The following is a 14,536-nucleotide window of genomic DNA, read 5'->3' as shown; positions in this document are numbered from 1 at the left end:
CTGCCGAGGTCTACGCCCGCATCACCGACCGCAGGCGTGACCACCTGCACAAGCTCACCACTCGGCTCGTTCGTGAAAACCAAACGATCGTGATCGAGGACCTCACCGTCCGGAACATGGTGAAGAACCGGAGCCTGGCCCGCGCCATCAGCGACGCGGCCTGGTCGGAATTCCGGAGCATGCTGGAGTACAAGGCCCAGTGGTACGGCCGCGAGGTGATCGCGATCGACCGATGGTTCCCCTCCTCCAGGCTGTGCTCGACCTGCGGCACCTTGCAGGACAAGATGCCGCTGAACGTCCGCACCTGGACGTGCGACTGCGGGACGGCCCACGACCGGGACGTGAACGCGGCGAAGAACATCCTGGCCGTCGGGCTGACGGCGTCTGTCTGTGGAGCTGGTGTAAGACCTCAACGGAGTACTCCGGGCGGGCAGTCGGCGATGAAGCAGAAAACCCCACGGCGCGAGCCGTAGGAATCCCCCTCCTTCAGGAGGGGGAGGAAGTCAACTCTCTCCCCTCTCCACCGGACAGGACGCCCCCGCCGGGCCGGTGGTTGTCTCCGCGCCGCAGCGGACCGCGCGCGGTCAGTTCCGGGACGCCGGAGGATCGAGGCGGGTCGTCTCGTCGCCCGTCAGCCGAAGCGAGCCCGCCGCGACGTTCTCCGTGAGGTGATCCGGGTCACCGGTGCCGGGTATGGCCAGGACGTGCGGGCCCTGCCTCAGCGTCCAGGCCAGCCGCACCTGCGCGGGCGTCGCTCCGTGCGCCCGGGCCACGGCGCGTACGGCCTCGCCCTCGGGCCCGTCCTCGGTGCCGCTCCCGCCCGCGCCCGCCTCGCGCCGCTTCCCGACGATCGCGAAGAACGGCACGAACGCGATGCCCGACTCCCCGCAGAACCGAAGCAGTTCGCGGTCCCTGGTGTCGGCGGCGCCCAGACCGTAGGCGTTCTGCACGCACACCACCGGCGCTATGGCCCGCGCCTCCGCCAGCTGTGCGGCCGTGGCGTTGGAGATGCCGAGGTGGCGTATGAGTCCGGCCTCGCGCAGTCGCGCCAGCGCGCCGAAGTGCTCGGCGATCGAGCCGTCCCTCCGGCTGGGCGGGACGCGCAGGTTGACCACGTCCAGGTGGTCCAGGCCGAGTTGGCGGATGTTCTCCTCGACCTGGCCGCGCAGCTGCTCGGGCCGGGCCCACCACCACTGGCCCGACGGGTCGCGGCCCGGCCAGACCTTGGTGGTGATGACCAGGCCGTCGGGGTAGGGGGCCAGCGCCCGGTTGATCAGCTCGTTGGCCGAGCGCAGGGAGGAGAAGTAGAAGGCGGCGGTGTCGATGTGGTTCACGCCGAACTCGTGGACGGCGCGGCGCAGTACGGCGACCGCCCGGTCGCGGTTGCTGGGTGTGCCGTCGTGGAAGGCTCCGCTTCCCGTCAGCCGCATGGCACCCAGGCCCATCCTGTTGACCGTCAGGTCACCGAGTGTCCAGGTGCCCGCGGCGTCCGCGCGGAGGTGTGCCGCCCGGTGCTCCGTCGGACGCCCCATCAGGCGTCGCCCCCGTCGCGCAGCGGCTCGGGCAGGGGGGTCGCGTGGACGACCGTGAGGCCGGAGACCGCGCGGGTGAGGCAGACGTACAGGCGGCGCAGGCCGGTGCGCTCGTCCGGTTCGCCGTCGACGACGGCGGCCGGTTCGTCCAGGACCACGTGGTCGTACTCCAGGCCCTTGGCCAGGTTCGCCGGGACGAGGGTGAGGCGGGCGTCGGCGTCCGTCTCCGTCCCCGGGGCGAGGTGGGGGATGCCGGCGGCCTCCAGGGCCGAGGCCAGGGCGGGGACGCGGGCGTCGGCGGCGATCAGGCCGATCGAGCCCTCGCGCTCCAGCGCCTCGCGGCAGGCGTCCACCACCGCGCCGTCCAGCTCCTCCACCGCCACCGCCCGTACCCGCAGGGAGCCGGCCGCGTCGCGGATCGAGGTCGCCTCGGACAGGCCCGGCGCGATGTGCGGCAGCAGCCGGGAGGCGTAGGCGATGACCTCGCGCGGCACACGGAAGCCCCGGGTCAGCTCCTCCACCGCCGCGTCCGGTTTGCCCAGGTGGGACAGGGCCTCGGCCCAGCTCGCGGTCGCCCACGGCGTGGTGCCCTGCGCCAGGTCGCCCAGCACCGTCGCCGATCCGGTGGTGCAGCGGCGGCCCACCGCCCGGTACTGCATGGGGGAGAGGTCCTGCGCCTCGTCCAGGACGACGTGGCCGAGCGAGGGGGTGCGCCGCACCAGGTCGGTGGCCTCGTCGATCAGTACGGCGTCGGCGGCCGACCACTTCGCCGAACGCACCCCGCGCGGCGGTTTCGTCCACAGGATCGCCTTGCGCTCCTCGTCGGTGAGGACGCCTTCGGAGCACTCGGCCAGGAAGCCGTCGTCCGACAGCAGCCGCAGCACCAGCCTCGCCGGATCGACCTCCGGCCACACGGCCTTGACCAGGGCCTTCACCGCCGTGTTGCGTGCCACCGCGTTCTGCACCCGGTCGTCGGGGGCCTCGCCCGAGCGCTCCATGCGCGTCAGCACGGCGTGCGCGACGCGCTGCGGCAGGGCCTCGCGGGCGGCGCCGTGGCGGATGCCGCGCTCCAGCAGCTCGCGGACGATCTCCTCCAGTTCGTACGCCGGGACGCGCCAGCGGCGCGAGCCGCGGACGACGACGCACGGCTCGGCCGGCATCGTCACGCCCGAGCGGACCGCGCGGCGCAGCACCTCGGCCATACGGGCGTCGCCCTTGATCCGGGCGGCCTCCGGATCGTCGGTGCCGCGCGCCTCCACGCCCGTCGCCTCGGTGACCAGGTCCTCCACGGTGGCCTGCCGCACCGCCAGCTCGCCCAGTGCCGGCAGGACCTGCTCGATGTAGCGCAGGAAGGACCGGTTGGGTCCGATGACCAGCGTCCCGGTGCGGGCCAGGCGCTCGCGGTGCGCGTAGAGCAGATAGGCCACGCGGTGCAGGCCGACGGCCGTCTTGCCGGTGCCCGGCGCTCCCTGGACGCACACGGTGCCGTCGACGCCGGTACGGACGATCTCGTCCTGCTCGGGCTGGATGGTGGCCACGATGTCGCGCATCGGGCCGACGCGCGGGCGCTCGATCTCGCGCCTGAGCAGTGCACCGGCCTTCTCGTCCTCGTCCGGGTCGGACAGGCGCTCGTCCTCGTACGCGGTCAGCTCGCCGCCGGTGTAGCCGAAGCGGCGGCGCAGGCCGACGCCCTGCGGGTCCTTCTTGGAGGCGCGGTAGAAGGGCCGGGAGACGGGGGCGCGCCAGTCGACGACCATCGGGTCGCCGTCGGCGTCGTGCACGTGGCGGCGGCCGATGTAGTACCGGGCCGCTTCCGGAATGTCTTCCTCCGGTACGGCGGGGGAGCCCGGAGGGCTCGGAAAGTCCGTGTAGTCCAGGCGGCCGAAGAACAGCGGGGTGTCGGCGAGGTCGGCCAGGGCCTCGATCCGGGCGTCGATCTGGCGCTGGAGCACCTCGGCGTTCACCCAGTTGGCGGTGACGTTCCTGATGTCGAGCGACTCGACGTCATGGCGCATGGCGCGCAGCGCGGTGCGCGAGGCGGCCAGGTGGGCGCGTTCGCGTTCGAGCGGGCCGGGGGCGTTGGGGGCGTGCGGGTCGGGGGCGTGCGCGGGCACGTTGTGGCCTCCTGCGGAAAGCGCGCACGACGGCGGTACGGCGAGCCGCTCGGACGTGCGGCCGCGCCGCACGCCGGGTGCGGTGGACGACGGGGTCGGAGGGGACCGCGTACGACGGCGGGGTCGTGCGGGCCGCCGGAGGTGACGGGGGCACGGCCGCCGGGAGCGCGGTCCGCCGGCCGGTACCGACCGGTCGGCTCCTTCCCGGCGGCACGGCGGCACACGGGCATGCGGAACGCACGCCCGCGGTGTCGTGGCGCGGGAGGCGGGAGACGCGTGATTCTAGCCCCGCTCGTCCCGGCGGGCGAACGATTTCCCCCGTACGCGGGGAGGGTGGACGGGCCGGGTTGCGGGCGGAGGAAAGCCGTGGTGAGACCTAGGATGGATATGGACCAATAGGGCGAAACTACTGCGAACCCGTGGAGCCATGAACAGCACCCCCATCCCTCCCCAGACAGCCGGCGGCCGGTCCACGGGCGCCACCGCGCTCGCCGCACTCGACGCACGGAGCGGCGACGGCGGCCACCGCCACCGCCGCCATCTGCTGGGCGACGCCGTCCGGGCGATCTCCGTCTTCGCCGCCGCCGCGTTCGACGTCGCGGTCCTCGGCGACTACGCGGAGGCGCGCGAAGAGGACCGGGAGCAGGGCACGGAACAGGGCACGGACCGGGACCGGGACCGCGACAGCGGGCCGCGCGGCGGCAGCGCGCACGACGGCAGAGCGCACGAGCCCGCGACCCGCGCCTGACACCGGCCGGGCGCACCGGACCGTCGGCTAGGGTCGCCCCGCGGCGGTGGCCGCGGACGACCGAGAGACGACCGTCGACCGACGGACCGGAACCCAGGAGGTGGCCGAGTGCCGGCTGCGCCCACACCCGAGACCGGTACCGGCGCCGACACCGGCCCCGCTGCTGACACCGGCGCCGGACGCCCGGCCCGCGCCGCACGCGGCAGCCGTACCGCTGCCCGCGCCCGGATACGCGCCGCGCTCGGCGCGCTCGGCGACCGCCGCACCCGGGCGGCCGCCGCCCTGCTCGCTCTCTCCCTCGCCGCGCTCGCGGCGGTCTGCGCGGCGCAACCCGGCTTCCTGGTGGACGTGCTCGTCTACCGCGCCGAGGGGCAGGCCGTCGTCGAGAGGCGCGACCTGTACGGCTTCACCGTCACCGAGTGGGACCTGCCCGCCACCTACCCGCCCTTCGCCGCGCTGCTGTTCGTCCCCACCGCCCTGCTGCCCCTGCCCGCCGTCCAGATCCTCTTCGCGGCCGGCAACGTCGTACTGCTGACCCTGCTGGTCCACCTCTCCCTGCGCCTGGCCGGACGGCGCACCTCCCCCGCCCTGCTGATCGCCACCACGGCGGTCGGCCTGTGGCTGGAGCCGGTCTTCCAGACCATGTTCTTCGGGCAGATCAACCTCGCCCTGGCCTGCCTGGTCCTGTGGGACCTCGGCCGCCCGGACGGCGCCCGCGGCAAGGGCCTGGCCATCGGCGTCGCGGCCGGGATCAAGCTCACCCCCGCGATCTTCGCCGTCCATCTGCTGCTGACCGGCCGCGTCCGCGCCGGACTGACGGCGCTGGCGGGCTTCGCGGGGACGGCGGCGCTCGGCGCGGCCGTCCTGCCGGGCGCGAGCGTGGAGTTCTGGACGCGGCGGATGTTCGAGACCGGCCGCGTCGGCAAGGCGTGGATCGTCGACAACCAGTCCCTCCAGGGAGCGGCCGCCCGCCTCCTGCATACCCCCGAGCCCGGTCTGTGGTGGGCCGTGCCCGCGGCCGCCGCCGGGCTGCTGGGCCTGTGGCTGGCCCGCCGCGCCCATCTGCGCGGGCGGGAGAGCTGGGGGGTGCTGGCCGTCGCGGGCACGGCGGTGCTGGTCTCGCCGATCAGCTGGTCCCACCACTGGGTGTGGTGCGTGCCGCTGCTCGCCGTCATGGCGGCCGCCGCCTCGCCGTCCCACCGGTGGCCGCTGTACGCCGCGGGCGTCGTCGCCGTGCTCTTCACGGCCCGCACGCACTGGCTCGTCCCCCACTCCGGCGACCTCGACCTCCACCTGCCCTGGTGGCAGCAGCCGCTCGCCTCCCCGTACGCGCCCCTGGCCCTGGCCCTGATGGCCTACGCGGCGTGGCGCCTGCGACGGGAGAGCCCCCGGCCCACCGGATGACGCCCCGGCCCCCGCGCGGTGCCGGGGCCGCATCCTTTCCGTTCCCCGCGGCGTTGGACGGACGGATGAGAGGGGTGGCCGTGCACAGGGGATACCGAACACGGTGGCCGGTTCCGGACGAACACCGCGCCGATCCCGCCTACGTCGAGGCCGGCGCGGCCATCGCGCTGGGGCAGGCCGTGTACGACCGCCGCACCGCGCTCGGGTTCACGCAGGGGCAGCTCGCGCATCGGGCGGGAATGACGGAGGCCGAGGTCGAGCGGATCGAGGGAGGGGCGGTGACTCCCACCGTCGCCCTGCTGCGCGCGCTGGCCCATGCCCTCGATGCCAGGTTGGACCTGTCCGTCGAGGATGAGGAGACCCTGGTGACCTCTGTGGCGCATGCGGCATGACGACATACAAAGCGCAGACGGAGGCGTGGTGGCTCTGACCGAGGAGTGGGAGGAGCCCATGAGACAGATCCCGGTGCTGTGGGTGCGCATCCTCGATGGCTTGGAACAAGCAGCCGCAGGCACGACGTGCGACCGAGGTGACTTCTCACCGTATCTTGCGGAGGAAGGCGGGGTGGAGTAGTCGGTCACGTACCGGTTTTGTCCAGCAGGGCAGACCTGTGTACTTCTGAGTGCCGGTCACCGGCCCATGGCTTCGGCCAGGCGTCTGTCCAGTTCCTCGTCCAGACGCCGCGCCTCGTCCTCGGTGGGGTCGTAGCCGTTCCACTCGCGCAGTAGGGCGCGAGTCCGCTCGGCGGGGTCGCGTGAGTCGGCGTCGGCCACGGGGATCTCCTCTCGTCCGCCGCAAAGGCAGCGGGGGCGGAGCGGGCCGGTCAGGTTTTCAGCCACTCCAGGGACTGGCCGTGCGGGCCCGTGAAGGCCACCGGGCGTTCGTCCAGGGCCAGGACGAACGAGGCGCGATCGGCGGGCGCCGGGCGGGGCAGGCGCTCGGCGACGGAGGGCAGGGTGCCGGGGGACTCGTTGGAGACCCAGTGGGCGGGCAGGGCACGCATCGTCCCGGCGAAGGCATCTCGCGCTCCGGGCGGCAGATAGGCCAGCACCGCGCTGTGGAAGACCACCGGCGTGGCGCCCGCCGGGGCCGAGGCGACCAGATCGCGGACGGTCTCGTTGAGGTCCCCGCGCACCAGGTGCGGGGGTTCGGCGCGGGCGACGCGGACGGCGTCACGCAGCCGCCGCAGCCGGTGCGTCTGCTCCGGCCAGACCAGGCACTCCAGCCAGTGGACGTCGCCGTCGTCGCTCACGTCGAGGGGGTTGAGGTCCGTCCCGGCCCGCCAGACGACCGTCGGCGGCCGGGCGGGAAGCGGTACGGGACCGGCCGTGCGGCAGTCCAGGGTGACCGGGCCGCCGTCCGGGCCGAACGCGGGCCGGCCGTCGTAGGAGTACCGGTAGCGGTCGGGGTACAGGCACAGCCCGGCGGAGGCGCCGACCTCGATCAGGGCCAGTGGCTGGGGCAGGGCCGCCAGCAGCGGCAGCAGTACGGCGCACCGGCCGGGCTCGTTGGTCTGGGTGCGGCGTTCCAGTACGACCGCCCGCACCTCGTCCCAGTGGTCGAGCAGCCAGGGGCGGAACGAGGCGGGGTCGCCGGTGGGGCCGCCGAGGAAACGTGCCGCGCCCAGCAGCAGGTTCGGCTGCCGTTTCGGCTCGGGCAGCCGGTCGATCAGGGCCGTCAGGCGGCCGTCGCGGGCGATCGCCCCGGCCAGCTCCTCGTAGCTCGGGGAGTGGCCCCGGGCCTCCCGTTCCGCGAACCGCCGGTACCGCTCTGCCGTGTCCATGAACCGATCATGGGCACGGCGAGCGGGGCCGTACGAGGGGTTCGGACGGAGTGTCCGTCACCTCACACGGCCGCGGGAGTCACCGCCGGCGCCATCGCCACCGGCAAAGCGGTCACCGCGCCGCGAAGCGGTCCAGTGCGTTCAGGAAGCAGGTGCGGGTGGTGGCGCCGCCGAGGTGGCCCTCGGCGGCGGCGACGTCAGCTCCGCGTCCGGCCGGGCGCGGGCCGGCTCCTACACGGTGTCGAACGGGCTGCTCGGATCGGCCCGGCCGTGGGCCGGCACCCCCGGGATGCCCGCCGGCCGTCCCGCGTCGCGCAGCAGCGCGTCCTTCTCCGGCCACGCGCCGCGGGAGAAGTGGTGCGCGCACAGGCGCACCGGATGTGATGGCCCGCTCGTCCCTCGCCCCGCGGTGAGGCCGGTGAAGCCGGGGAAGTCGGGGAAGTCGGGGAGGCTATCCGACCTCGCCGGGCTCCTCGTCGCCCGCCAGCAGTTCGGAGGCGTCCACGATGCGGTAGGCGTAGCCCTGCTCGGCCAGGAAGCGCTGGCGGTGGGCCGCGAAGTCCTGGTCGACGGTGTCGCGGGCGACGACCGAGTAGAAGCGGGCCTCGTGGCCGTCCGCCTTCGGGCGCAGCACCCGGCCCAGGCGCTGGGCCTCCTCCTGGCGGGAGCCGAAGGTGCCCGAGACCTGGATGGCGACGGTGGCCTCGGGCAGGTCGATGGAGAAGTTGGCGACCTTGGAGACCACCAGCACCGACAGCTCGCCCGAGCGGAAGGCGTCGAACAGTTTCTCGCGCTGCGCGTTGCCGGTGTCGCCCTTGATCACGGGCGCGTCCAGGTGCTCGCCCAGCTCGTCGAGCTGGTCGATGTACTGGCCGATGACGAGCGTCTGCTGCCCGGCGTGGCGGCGCACCAGCGCCTCGGTGACGCGCTGCTTGGAGGCCGTGGTGGAGCAGAAGCGGTACTTCTCGTCCGACTCGGCCGTCGCGTACGCCAGCCGCTCGGACTCGGTGAGGTCCACGCGGACCTCCACGCAGTCGGCCGGGGCGATGTAGCCCTGCGCCTCGATCTCCTTCCAGGGGGCGTCGAAGCGCTTGGGGCCGATGAGGGAGAAGACGTCGGACTCGCGGCCGTCCTCGCGCACCAGCGTGGCCGTCAGGCCGATGCGGCGGCGGGCCTGGAGGTCGGCGGTGAACTTGAACACCGGGGCCGGCAGCAGGTGCACCTCGTCGTAGACGATCAGGCCCCAGTCGCGGGAGTCGAACAGCTCCAGGTGCGGGTAGACGCCCTTCCGCTTCGTCGTCAGCACCTGGTACGTGGCGATGGTGACGGGGCGGATCTCCTTCTTCGCGCCGCTGTACTCGCCGACCTCGCTCTCCGTCAGCGAGGTGCGCCGCACCAGCTCGCTCTTCCACTGCCGGGCGGAGACGGTGTTGGTCACCAGGATCAGCGTGGTGGCCTTCGCCGTGGCCATCGCGCCCGCGCCCACCAGCGTCTTGCCCGCGCCGCAGGGCAGCACGACGACTCCGGAGCCGCCGTGCCAGAAGTTCTCCACGGCCTGCCTCTGGTAGGGGCGCAGCGCCCAGCCGTCCTCGGTCAGCTCGATCGGGTGCGCCTCGCCGTCCACGTAGCCGGCCAGGTCCTCGGCGGGCCAGCCGAGCTTGAGCAGCGCCTGCTTGATCTGGCCGCGCTCGGAGGGGTGGACGGCGACGGTGTCGGGATCGATGCGGGCGCCGACCAGCGGCTGGATCCGCTTGGAGCGCAGGATCTCCTCCAGCACCGGCCGGTCGGAGGACTCCAGGACCAGCCCATGGGTGGGGTGCTTGAGCAGCCGCAGCCGGCCGTAGCGGTCCATCGTCTCGGCCACGTCCACCAGCAGCGCGTGCGGCACCGGGTAGCGGGAGTGGGTGACCAGGGCGTCGACGACCTGCTCGGCGTCGTGCCCGGCGGCGCGGGCGTTCCACAGGCCCAGCGGGGTGAGCCGGTAGGTGTGGATGTGCTCGGGGGCCCGCTCCAGCTCGGCGAAGGGCGCGATGGCGCGGCGGCAGTCGTCGGCCTGCTCGTGGTCGACCTCCAGCAGCAGGGTCTTGTCGCTCTGGACGATGAGCGGTCCGGTCACGGTGGGGCTCCTCCTGCTTTCGGCTGCTCGGTCGGCGCGCGGTCGGCGCACACCCGGCGCACGGGCCGACCGTCCAGTGTGCCCCATCCGGCCGACAGACGGCTGCCCCGCGGCGGCCGTCAGCCGACCGGACGGTGCGAACCCAAGGGTGCGGGCCGCTGCCCATGTCATGAGAGGCAAGAAGAAAGAGCGCGCGGTCACGACCTCCCAAGGGCACTTGGTCAATCGGTCTGGCGTGGGTGGCCCGTTCTGGCCAGGGCCAGCCAGCACGTCTGCTCGCCTTCGTCGAACAGATACCAGAGCCGCCCGCCGCCCGTAACCTCGATCTGCCACTGAGGCAGGGCCTTGCCGTTCCGGGTGCCGTTGGCCAGATCGCCTTTCAGACGATGGTGCCGCTGTGTAGGCGGCACCGGAGCTGGACCGGTGCGCATCGCCTGCCACGCGACGAGCGTGTTGCCCGGTGCTTTCTTGCACAGCTCCCGCCAACCCACAGCGGCTTCCCGGTTGCCGAACCTGATGTGGAACTCCCCCTTGCCGGGAGGAGGCGGTACCGGATCCCCCTTGCCCAGGCTCACGTGTCCCCCGCCTCCGGTGCGCCGACGGGACCGAAGTCCTCGTCGCCGTGGTCGGTGGTCAGAGCCTTGTGCAGTTCAGGGTCGGCATACACCTCGGCGGTGTGCTTCCACTCCGTTATCACCTGGGCGATCGGTCCCACCGTCCCCAGATCGGTGCTGGCCCGGGCCGTCTCGACGAACTCGATCAGGAACTGCCGGACGGAGCCCTCCGGCAGGAACCGGACCCAGGGGAACGCCTCGGGGAAGGCTCTGGTGAGCAGGTCGACCGCGTGCGGTTCCTCCTTCATCAGCGCGACGAACATGCGGGTCGTGGAGTCCACCACCTGCACGGCCTCGTCGGCCTTGGCGGCAGTGGTCAGGTAGAGGTCCTCGTCGTCCCGCCGGTGCAGCCGGATGCCCTTGCGTATGTCGGTCTGCATGCGGGCGACGGTGTCCTTGGGCTTCTGGATCAGCTCGGAGAAGTTGGCTTCGACGGGGGTTGCGGTCATGACTTGGAAAGTACTTCAGAAGTCATGGGGGATCCAGTGAATTCACTCCCGTACACCCGTACGGGTGCATGGGCCGGGATCAGCCGTCGGTGTACGTCAGGGCCGCCGCGCCCGTGACGCGGTGCAGCGGGTAGGTGCGGACCTCCTCGGCGGTGTGGTCGTACGCCGTGACGAAGCCGCCCTCGACGCGGACGGGCTCGACGACGCGCTCACCGGCGGTGCCGTCGGCGTCCACGTGGCCGATCCGCACCGCCGTCCCGTGCCGGGCGGCGGCGCGCAGGACGGCCAGGGTGTCGGCCGCGGGCGTGCGCGGCGGCGGGCCGCCGGGAGCGGCCGGGACGGGACGGCGGGGCCGGGGCGGTGCCCCGCCGGCCGCCACGTCCCCCGAGCGGATGGCGCGTACGGCGGCGGCCAGCAGCGGGGCGCCGGGGGCGGGCGGGCCGTCCGGCACCGGCTCGGGCGCGGTGCGCGGCGGGGTGCGCAGGGCGTCGGCGCGGTGGACCACCACATCGCCCCCGGCCGACTCGGCGGCCGGCGCGTACCCCATGGCGCGCAGCCGCTCCAGCAGGGTGGCCGGGTCCGCCTGGGCGGCCAGCACCGTCGGCGCCAGCAACCGCAGCCCCAGGGAGGCGGCGCGGCGGTCGGCGGCGATCTCGGCGAGCAGCGTGTCGTCGTCGCAGCGGACGTAGGAGCCGGCCGCGCCCACCCGCAGCCGCCCGTGCCGCCGCGCCACGTCGTCGATCAGGTACGCCAGCGGCTGCGGGACGGGCGTGCGGGAGTGGGCGGCCAGGAAGGCGTGCAGGTCACCGGCGCCGTGGCCCGCGTCGAGGGCGCGGCGCACCGACTCGGGGGTGAAGCGGTAGACCGTCGCGCCGCCCTTGGACTCCACGTCGGCCAGGGTGTTCAGCGTCTCGGCCAGATGGCGGCGCAGCGGCCCCGGCGCCACGGCCGTCAGGTCGGCCTGGAGCAGGACGTGGTCCAGCGGCTCGGGCAGGAGCGGGGCCAGGAGGGACGCGGCGGCCTCCGGGCCGGCCGCTCCGGGTTCCGGTCCCGCCGTGTCCGCGTCGGTTCCGTCCGCGTCGGCGGCGTACTCGTCCAGCAGGGGGCGCGCGTACGAGGTGAGTGCGCCGCGCCCGGTCACGCCCAGCAGCTCCGCCTCCGTCAGCGTCCACCGCACGATCCGGCCGCGCAGCTCCGCGCCGCCGCGCAGCGGGCACTCCCAGTCCAGCCGGGCGGCCACCGCGTCGGCCTCCGGGGCCGTTCCCGCCGGCTCGGCGGCCAGCAGGCCCAGAGTGTGGCGGCGCAGCTCGGGCGCGGGACCGCGGTCCAGACCGGGGCCGAGCGCGCCGAGCGTCCGGCTGCGGGCGTCGCGCCCGCCGACCAGCCCGGCCAGCCGGGTGGCCGCCAGCCAGGCGCGGGCCAGGTGCGTCCAGCGCCGCTCGGGCGGCTGCTCCAGCCACGTGTCGTAGGCGGGGGTGGGCGCGTACCGCTCGCCCTCCTCGCCGTCGGAGGCCAGCAGCCCGGCGGCGTAGGCCAGCTCGATCCAGAAGGCGGCGACCGGCTCGGACACGTCGAGCGCGACGGCGGTGCGCTTGAGGTCCCGCACTCCCAGGCCGCCGGAGCGCAGCACCGGCGGCGCGCCGGTCTCCGTGCTCCACAGCTCCAGCAGCTCCTCGACGGCCGCCAGCGCCGCCAGCGCCTGGCCCGCCCCGGCGGAGTCCGCCACCGCCGGTGTGCGGGCGCGGCCGGGCCCGACGGGCGGCGGCAGCGGCTCCGGGCGGCGGTGGGCGCGGCCGCCGCGCAGGTGCAGGGCCGCCTCCCGGGGCAGTACGACCGTGCGGGGCGCGGCCGGCAGCAGCAGGGCGCGGTCCAGCAGCCAGCGGACCGGCGGGGAGGGGATCTCGGAGACCTCGCCGTAGGGCGGGCCCCACACCAGCTTGGCGAGCATGGCCCGTGCCTCCTCGGGCGCCTGCTCCAGCAGGGCGTCCATCCGCTCCCGGTCGCCGAAGAGCGAGGTCAGGGACTCCAGCGCGCTCACCGGGTCGTGGGTGGTGGGCAGCCCGGCGGCGGTCAGGATCTCCTGGAGGCGGCCGGGCGACATCCCCGCGGTGGCCTCGGCCAGGGACGGGCCCAGACCGGTGGGGGAAGGGCGTGACGCGGACGGGGCGAGCAGCTCGCGGGCGGTGCGCACCAGGCGCAGCCGGTCGTCGCCGCCCCAGACGATCGCCCGCTCGCGCAGCAGACCCAGCGCGCGCGGCAGTTCGTCCTCCCCGCCGGGCAGCAGGGCGGCCAGCTCCCCGTACGGGCAGGGGTCGGGCGCCACGGCCAGCGCCTCGGCGACCTGGAGGGCGAAGCGGTCCAGCCGCTCCAGCGCCCGCAGCACCGAGGTGCGGGCGCCCGCGCGGGTGGCGAGCTGGGAGAGATCGCCGGGGACGGGGGAGAGCAGGTCCGGGCGCGCCCGCAGCAGAGCGGCGAGCGCGTCGTCGGGGCGGGAGCGCAGCTCGTCGGCGAGCGTGCGGGGAGCCGCTCGGCGCTCTGCTGCGGGCTCTGTCGTCATCCGTCCAACGGTACCGGCAGCCTGTGGACAACCGGTTCCGCGCGCGGACGGCGAGGGTACGGTCGTGGCGTACGGATGCCAGGGACCAGTAGCCGCTGAGGTGTCGGGTGGGGATTGAGAGCGAACAGCTGGTCTTCGACTATCTGAGCCGGATCGGGGATCTGGCGCACGGCACGGCCATGACGGCCGCCGAGCGGGCGCGTCTGGTGGCCGGGGTGCGCGCCGACATCGAACGGCGCCGCGCCGAGGCGGGCGGCGCGCACACCGCGGCCGGGGTGCGCCGGATCCTGGACGGCATCGGGCGGCCGGAGGACGTGGTCGCGGACACGGGCGTCTCCGTGCCGCAGCCCAGGGAGCACGGGCCGGTGGAGCACCGGCCGGCGCGGGAGGCCCCGGAGGGCGGTCCGGTGGCGGGCGGCGGTGACCCGCTGCGGAAACTGTCGAGGCAGCCGAAGTCACCGAAGCCGCCGAAACCGCCGGAGTGGTCGACCGCCGCCTCGCCGCCCCACCTCGCACCCGCCCACGAACTGGGCCCCGAGGAGAGCGATCCCGACTGGTGGCGCGAGGGGCCGGCCGCCCCCCGGTACGCGCCGGGTGGCCGGCGTCCGGTCGGCGGCTTCGACGGCGGGATCGAGCTGCCGGAGGTGCTCGAGCCCCCGCCGGACCTGGAGAAGGAGAAGGAGCAGGAGGAGGCGCGGCGGAGGGCGGAGGCCGCGCAGGCCGCCGACGCCGACGCCGACGCGGTGGACGAGACCCCGGCCGCACCCGGGCGGAGCCGGTGGGCGCGCCTGCCGCGCCCGCTGCGCCCGCGCACCGCGAAGACGGCGGGCGGCGCACCGCGGGCGGCCCGTGTGCCGCGCGTCGGCGGGGCCGTGGAGCTGGCGGCCGCCGCACTGCTGGTGGCGGGCGCGGTGATGGGCTCGCTGATTCCGCTGGGCCTGGGATGGCTGGCCGCCTGGTGGTCGCCCCGGCTGAGCCGCCAGGAGGCCAAGTGGGCGGTGACGGTCGTGCCCGGTACGGTCGCGGCCGCCGGGCTGGTGTGGCTGTGGGGCCGCACCGAGGGCCGCTGGGGGGAGCCGATAGCCGAGGGCGCGCTGGGCGAGGCGATCACCGCATCCTGGCCCTGGGCGCTGCGCGCCGCGGCCGTCGCCAGCGCCCTCTACCTGCTGTGGCGGGCGCGGCGGCCTAGGGGGTAGGGAGAGCGGTGGCCGAGGAGACG

At 74.6% G+C, this 14,536-nt stretch carries 14 protein-coding genes; 5 read left to right on the top strand and 9 right to left on the bottom strand.

Translation table 11 applies throughout. From position 1 onward, the window contains the following. A partial coding sequence (locus CUT83_RS29640) for an RNA-guided endonuclease TnpB family protein (protein ID WP_143688532.1) occupies positions 1 to 473 on the top strand: 473 nt, incomplete at its 5' end. A gap of 111 nt (positions 474 to 584) precedes the next feature. Here the strand turns inward: CUT83_RS29640 and CUT83_RS29635 are convergent. Together CUT83_RS29635 and CUT83_RS29630 are read right to left on the bottom strand one after the other, a co-directional pair. After that, the gene (locus CUT83_RS29635; RefSeq protein ID WP_240958440.1) at positions 585 to 1,532 is read right to left on the bottom strand and encodes an aldo/keto reductase; all 948 of its coding nucleotides are present in this window, start codon (positions 1,530 to 1,532) and stop codon (positions 585 to 587) included. Then, complete coding sequence (locus CUT83_RS29630) at positions 1,532 to 3,646, bottom strand: HelD family protein (RefSeq protein WP_173915167.1); 2,115 nt, start codon at positions 3,644 to 3,646, stop codon at positions 1,532 to 1,534. The genes CUT83_RS29635 and CUT83_RS29630 overlap by 1 nt, the downstream gene beginning before the upstream one ends. A 427-nt stretch (positions 3,647 to 4,073) precedes the next feature. Between CUT83_RS29630 and CUT83_RS31770 the strand changes: the two genes are divergently transcribed. The 3 genes from CUT83_RS31770 to CUT83_RS29615 all read left to right on the top strand — a co-directional run bounded on the left by CUT83_RS31770 (position 4,074) and on the right by CUT83_RS29615 (position 6,190). Next, on the top strand, positions 4,074 to 4,394 hold the full coding sequence (locus CUT83_RS31770) for a hypothetical protein (protein WP_420882497.1): 321 nt from the start codon (positions 4,074 to 4,076) through the stop codon (positions 4,392 to 4,394). A gap of 282 nt (positions 4,395 to 4,676) precedes the next feature. After that, positions 4,677 to 5,798 (top strand): glycosyltransferase 87 family protein, encoded by a 1,122-nt coding sequence (locus CUT83_RS29620; RefSeq protein WP_101258904.1) that lies wholly within the window; start codon positions 4,677 to 4,679, stop codon positions 5,796 to 5,798. 74 nt (positions 5,799 to 5,872) lie between these two features. Next, positions 5,873 to 6,190 carry a helix-turn-helix domain-containing protein gene (locus CUT83_RS29615; protein ID WP_206282684.1) on the top strand — a complete coding sequence of 106 codons (318 nt, stop codon included), beginning with the start codon at positions 5,873 to 5,875 and terminating at the stop codon, positions 6,188 to 6,190. A 237-nt stretch (positions 6,191 to 6,427) separates the two neighbouring features. On the opposite strand, the gene CUT83_RS30215 is transcribed toward CUT83_RS29615, so the two are convergent. The 7 genes from CUT83_RS30215 to CUT83_RS29585 form a co-directional block, all read right to left on the bottom strand. Beyond that, positions 6,428 to 6,571, bottom strand: coding sequence for a hypothetical protein (locus tag CUT83_RS30215; protein ID WP_158239071.1), 144 nt, complete (start codon positions 6,569 to 6,571; stop codon positions 6,428 to 6,430). Positions 6,572 to 6,621: 50 nt separating this feature from the next. Continuing rightward, a complete protein-coding gene (locus CUT83_RS29605) occupies positions 6,622 to 7,581 on the bottom strand; it encodes a DUF2332 domain-containing protein (protein WP_101258857.1) in 960 nt (319 codons plus the stop codon). A gap of 231 nt (positions 7,582 to 7,812) precedes the next feature. Further along, positions 7,813 to 7,956 carry a hypothetical protein gene (locus CUT83_RS31555; protein WP_158239070.1) on the bottom strand — a complete coding sequence of 48 codons (144 nt, stop codon included), beginning with the start codon at positions 7,954 to 7,956 and terminating at the stop codon, positions 7,813 to 7,815. A 76-nt stretch (positions 7,957 to 8,032) separates the two neighbouring features. Next, on the bottom strand, positions 8,033 to 9,697 hold the full coding sequence (locus CUT83_RS29600) for a DNA repair helicase XPB (protein WP_101258856.1): 1,665 nt from the start codon (positions 9,695 to 9,697) through the stop codon (positions 8,033 to 8,035). Positions 9,698 to 9,918: 221 nt separating this feature from the next. Continuing rightward, positions 9,919 to 10,272 carry a hypothetical protein gene (locus CUT83_RS29595; protein WP_101258855.1) on the bottom strand — a complete coding sequence of 118 codons (354 nt, stop codon included), beginning with the start codon at positions 10,270 to 10,272 and terminating at the stop codon, positions 9,919 to 9,921. Beyond that, positions 10,269 to 10,760 carry a hypothetical protein gene (locus CUT83_RS29590; RefSeq protein WP_101258854.1) on the bottom strand — a complete coding sequence of 164 codons (492 nt, stop codon included), beginning with the start codon at positions 10,758 to 10,760 and terminating at the stop codon, positions 10,269 to 10,271. The genes CUT83_RS29595 and CUT83_RS29590 overlap by 4 nt, the downstream gene beginning before the upstream one ends. 79 nt (positions 10,761 to 10,839) lie before the next feature. Next, positions 10,840 to 13,317, bottom strand: a complete 2,478-nt coding sequence (locus tag CUT83_RS29585) for a helicase-associated domain-containing protein (RefSeq protein WP_101258853.1) — start codon at positions 13,315 to 13,317, stop codon at positions 10,840 to 10,842. A 107-nt stretch (positions 13,318 to 13,424) separates the two neighbouring features. On the opposite strand from CUT83_RS29585, the gene CUT83_RS29580 reads away from it, so the two are divergent. Then, positions 13,425 to 14,513 carry a hypothetical protein gene (locus tag CUT83_RS29580; protein ID WP_101258852.1) on the top strand — a complete coding sequence of 363 codons (1,089 nt, stop codon included), beginning with the start codon at positions 13,425 to 13,427 and terminating at the stop codon, positions 14,511 to 14,513. The last annotated feature ends 23 nt before the right edge of the window (positions 14,514 to 14,536 follow it).

Source organism: Streptomyces barkulensis, assembly GCF_002843305.1.
Lineage (GTDB): Bacteria > Actinomycetota > Actinomycetes > Streptomycetales > Streptomycetaceae > Streptomyces > Streptomyces barkulensis.
The sequence above is the reverse complement of the archived record's forward strand: the minus strand, read 5'-3'. Positions and strand labels throughout refer to the sequence as shown.

Bases quoted from the DNA above. Each gene is read 5' to 3' on its own strand.
- CUT83_RS29635 (WP_240958440.1), bottom strand. From the start codon at position 1,532: ATGGGGCGTCCGACGGAGCACCGGGCGGCACACCTCCGCGCGGACGCC.
- CUT83_RS29590 (WP_101258854.1), bottom strand. From the start codon at position 10,760: ATGACCGCAACCCCCGTCGAAGCCAACTTCTCCGAGCTGATCCAGAAG.
- CUT83_RS31770 (WP_420882497.1), top strand. From the start codon at position 4,074: ATGAACAGCACCCCCATCCCTCCCCAGACAGCCGGCGGCCGGTCCACG.
- CUT83_RS29585 (WP_101258853.1), bottom strand. From the start codon at position 13,317: ATGACGACAGAGCCCGCAGCAGAGCGCCGAGCGGCTCCCCGCACGCTC.
- CUT83_RS29605 (WP_101258857.1), bottom strand. From the start codon at position 7,581: ATGGACACGGCAGAGCGGTACCGGCGGTTCGCGGAACGGGAGGCCCGG.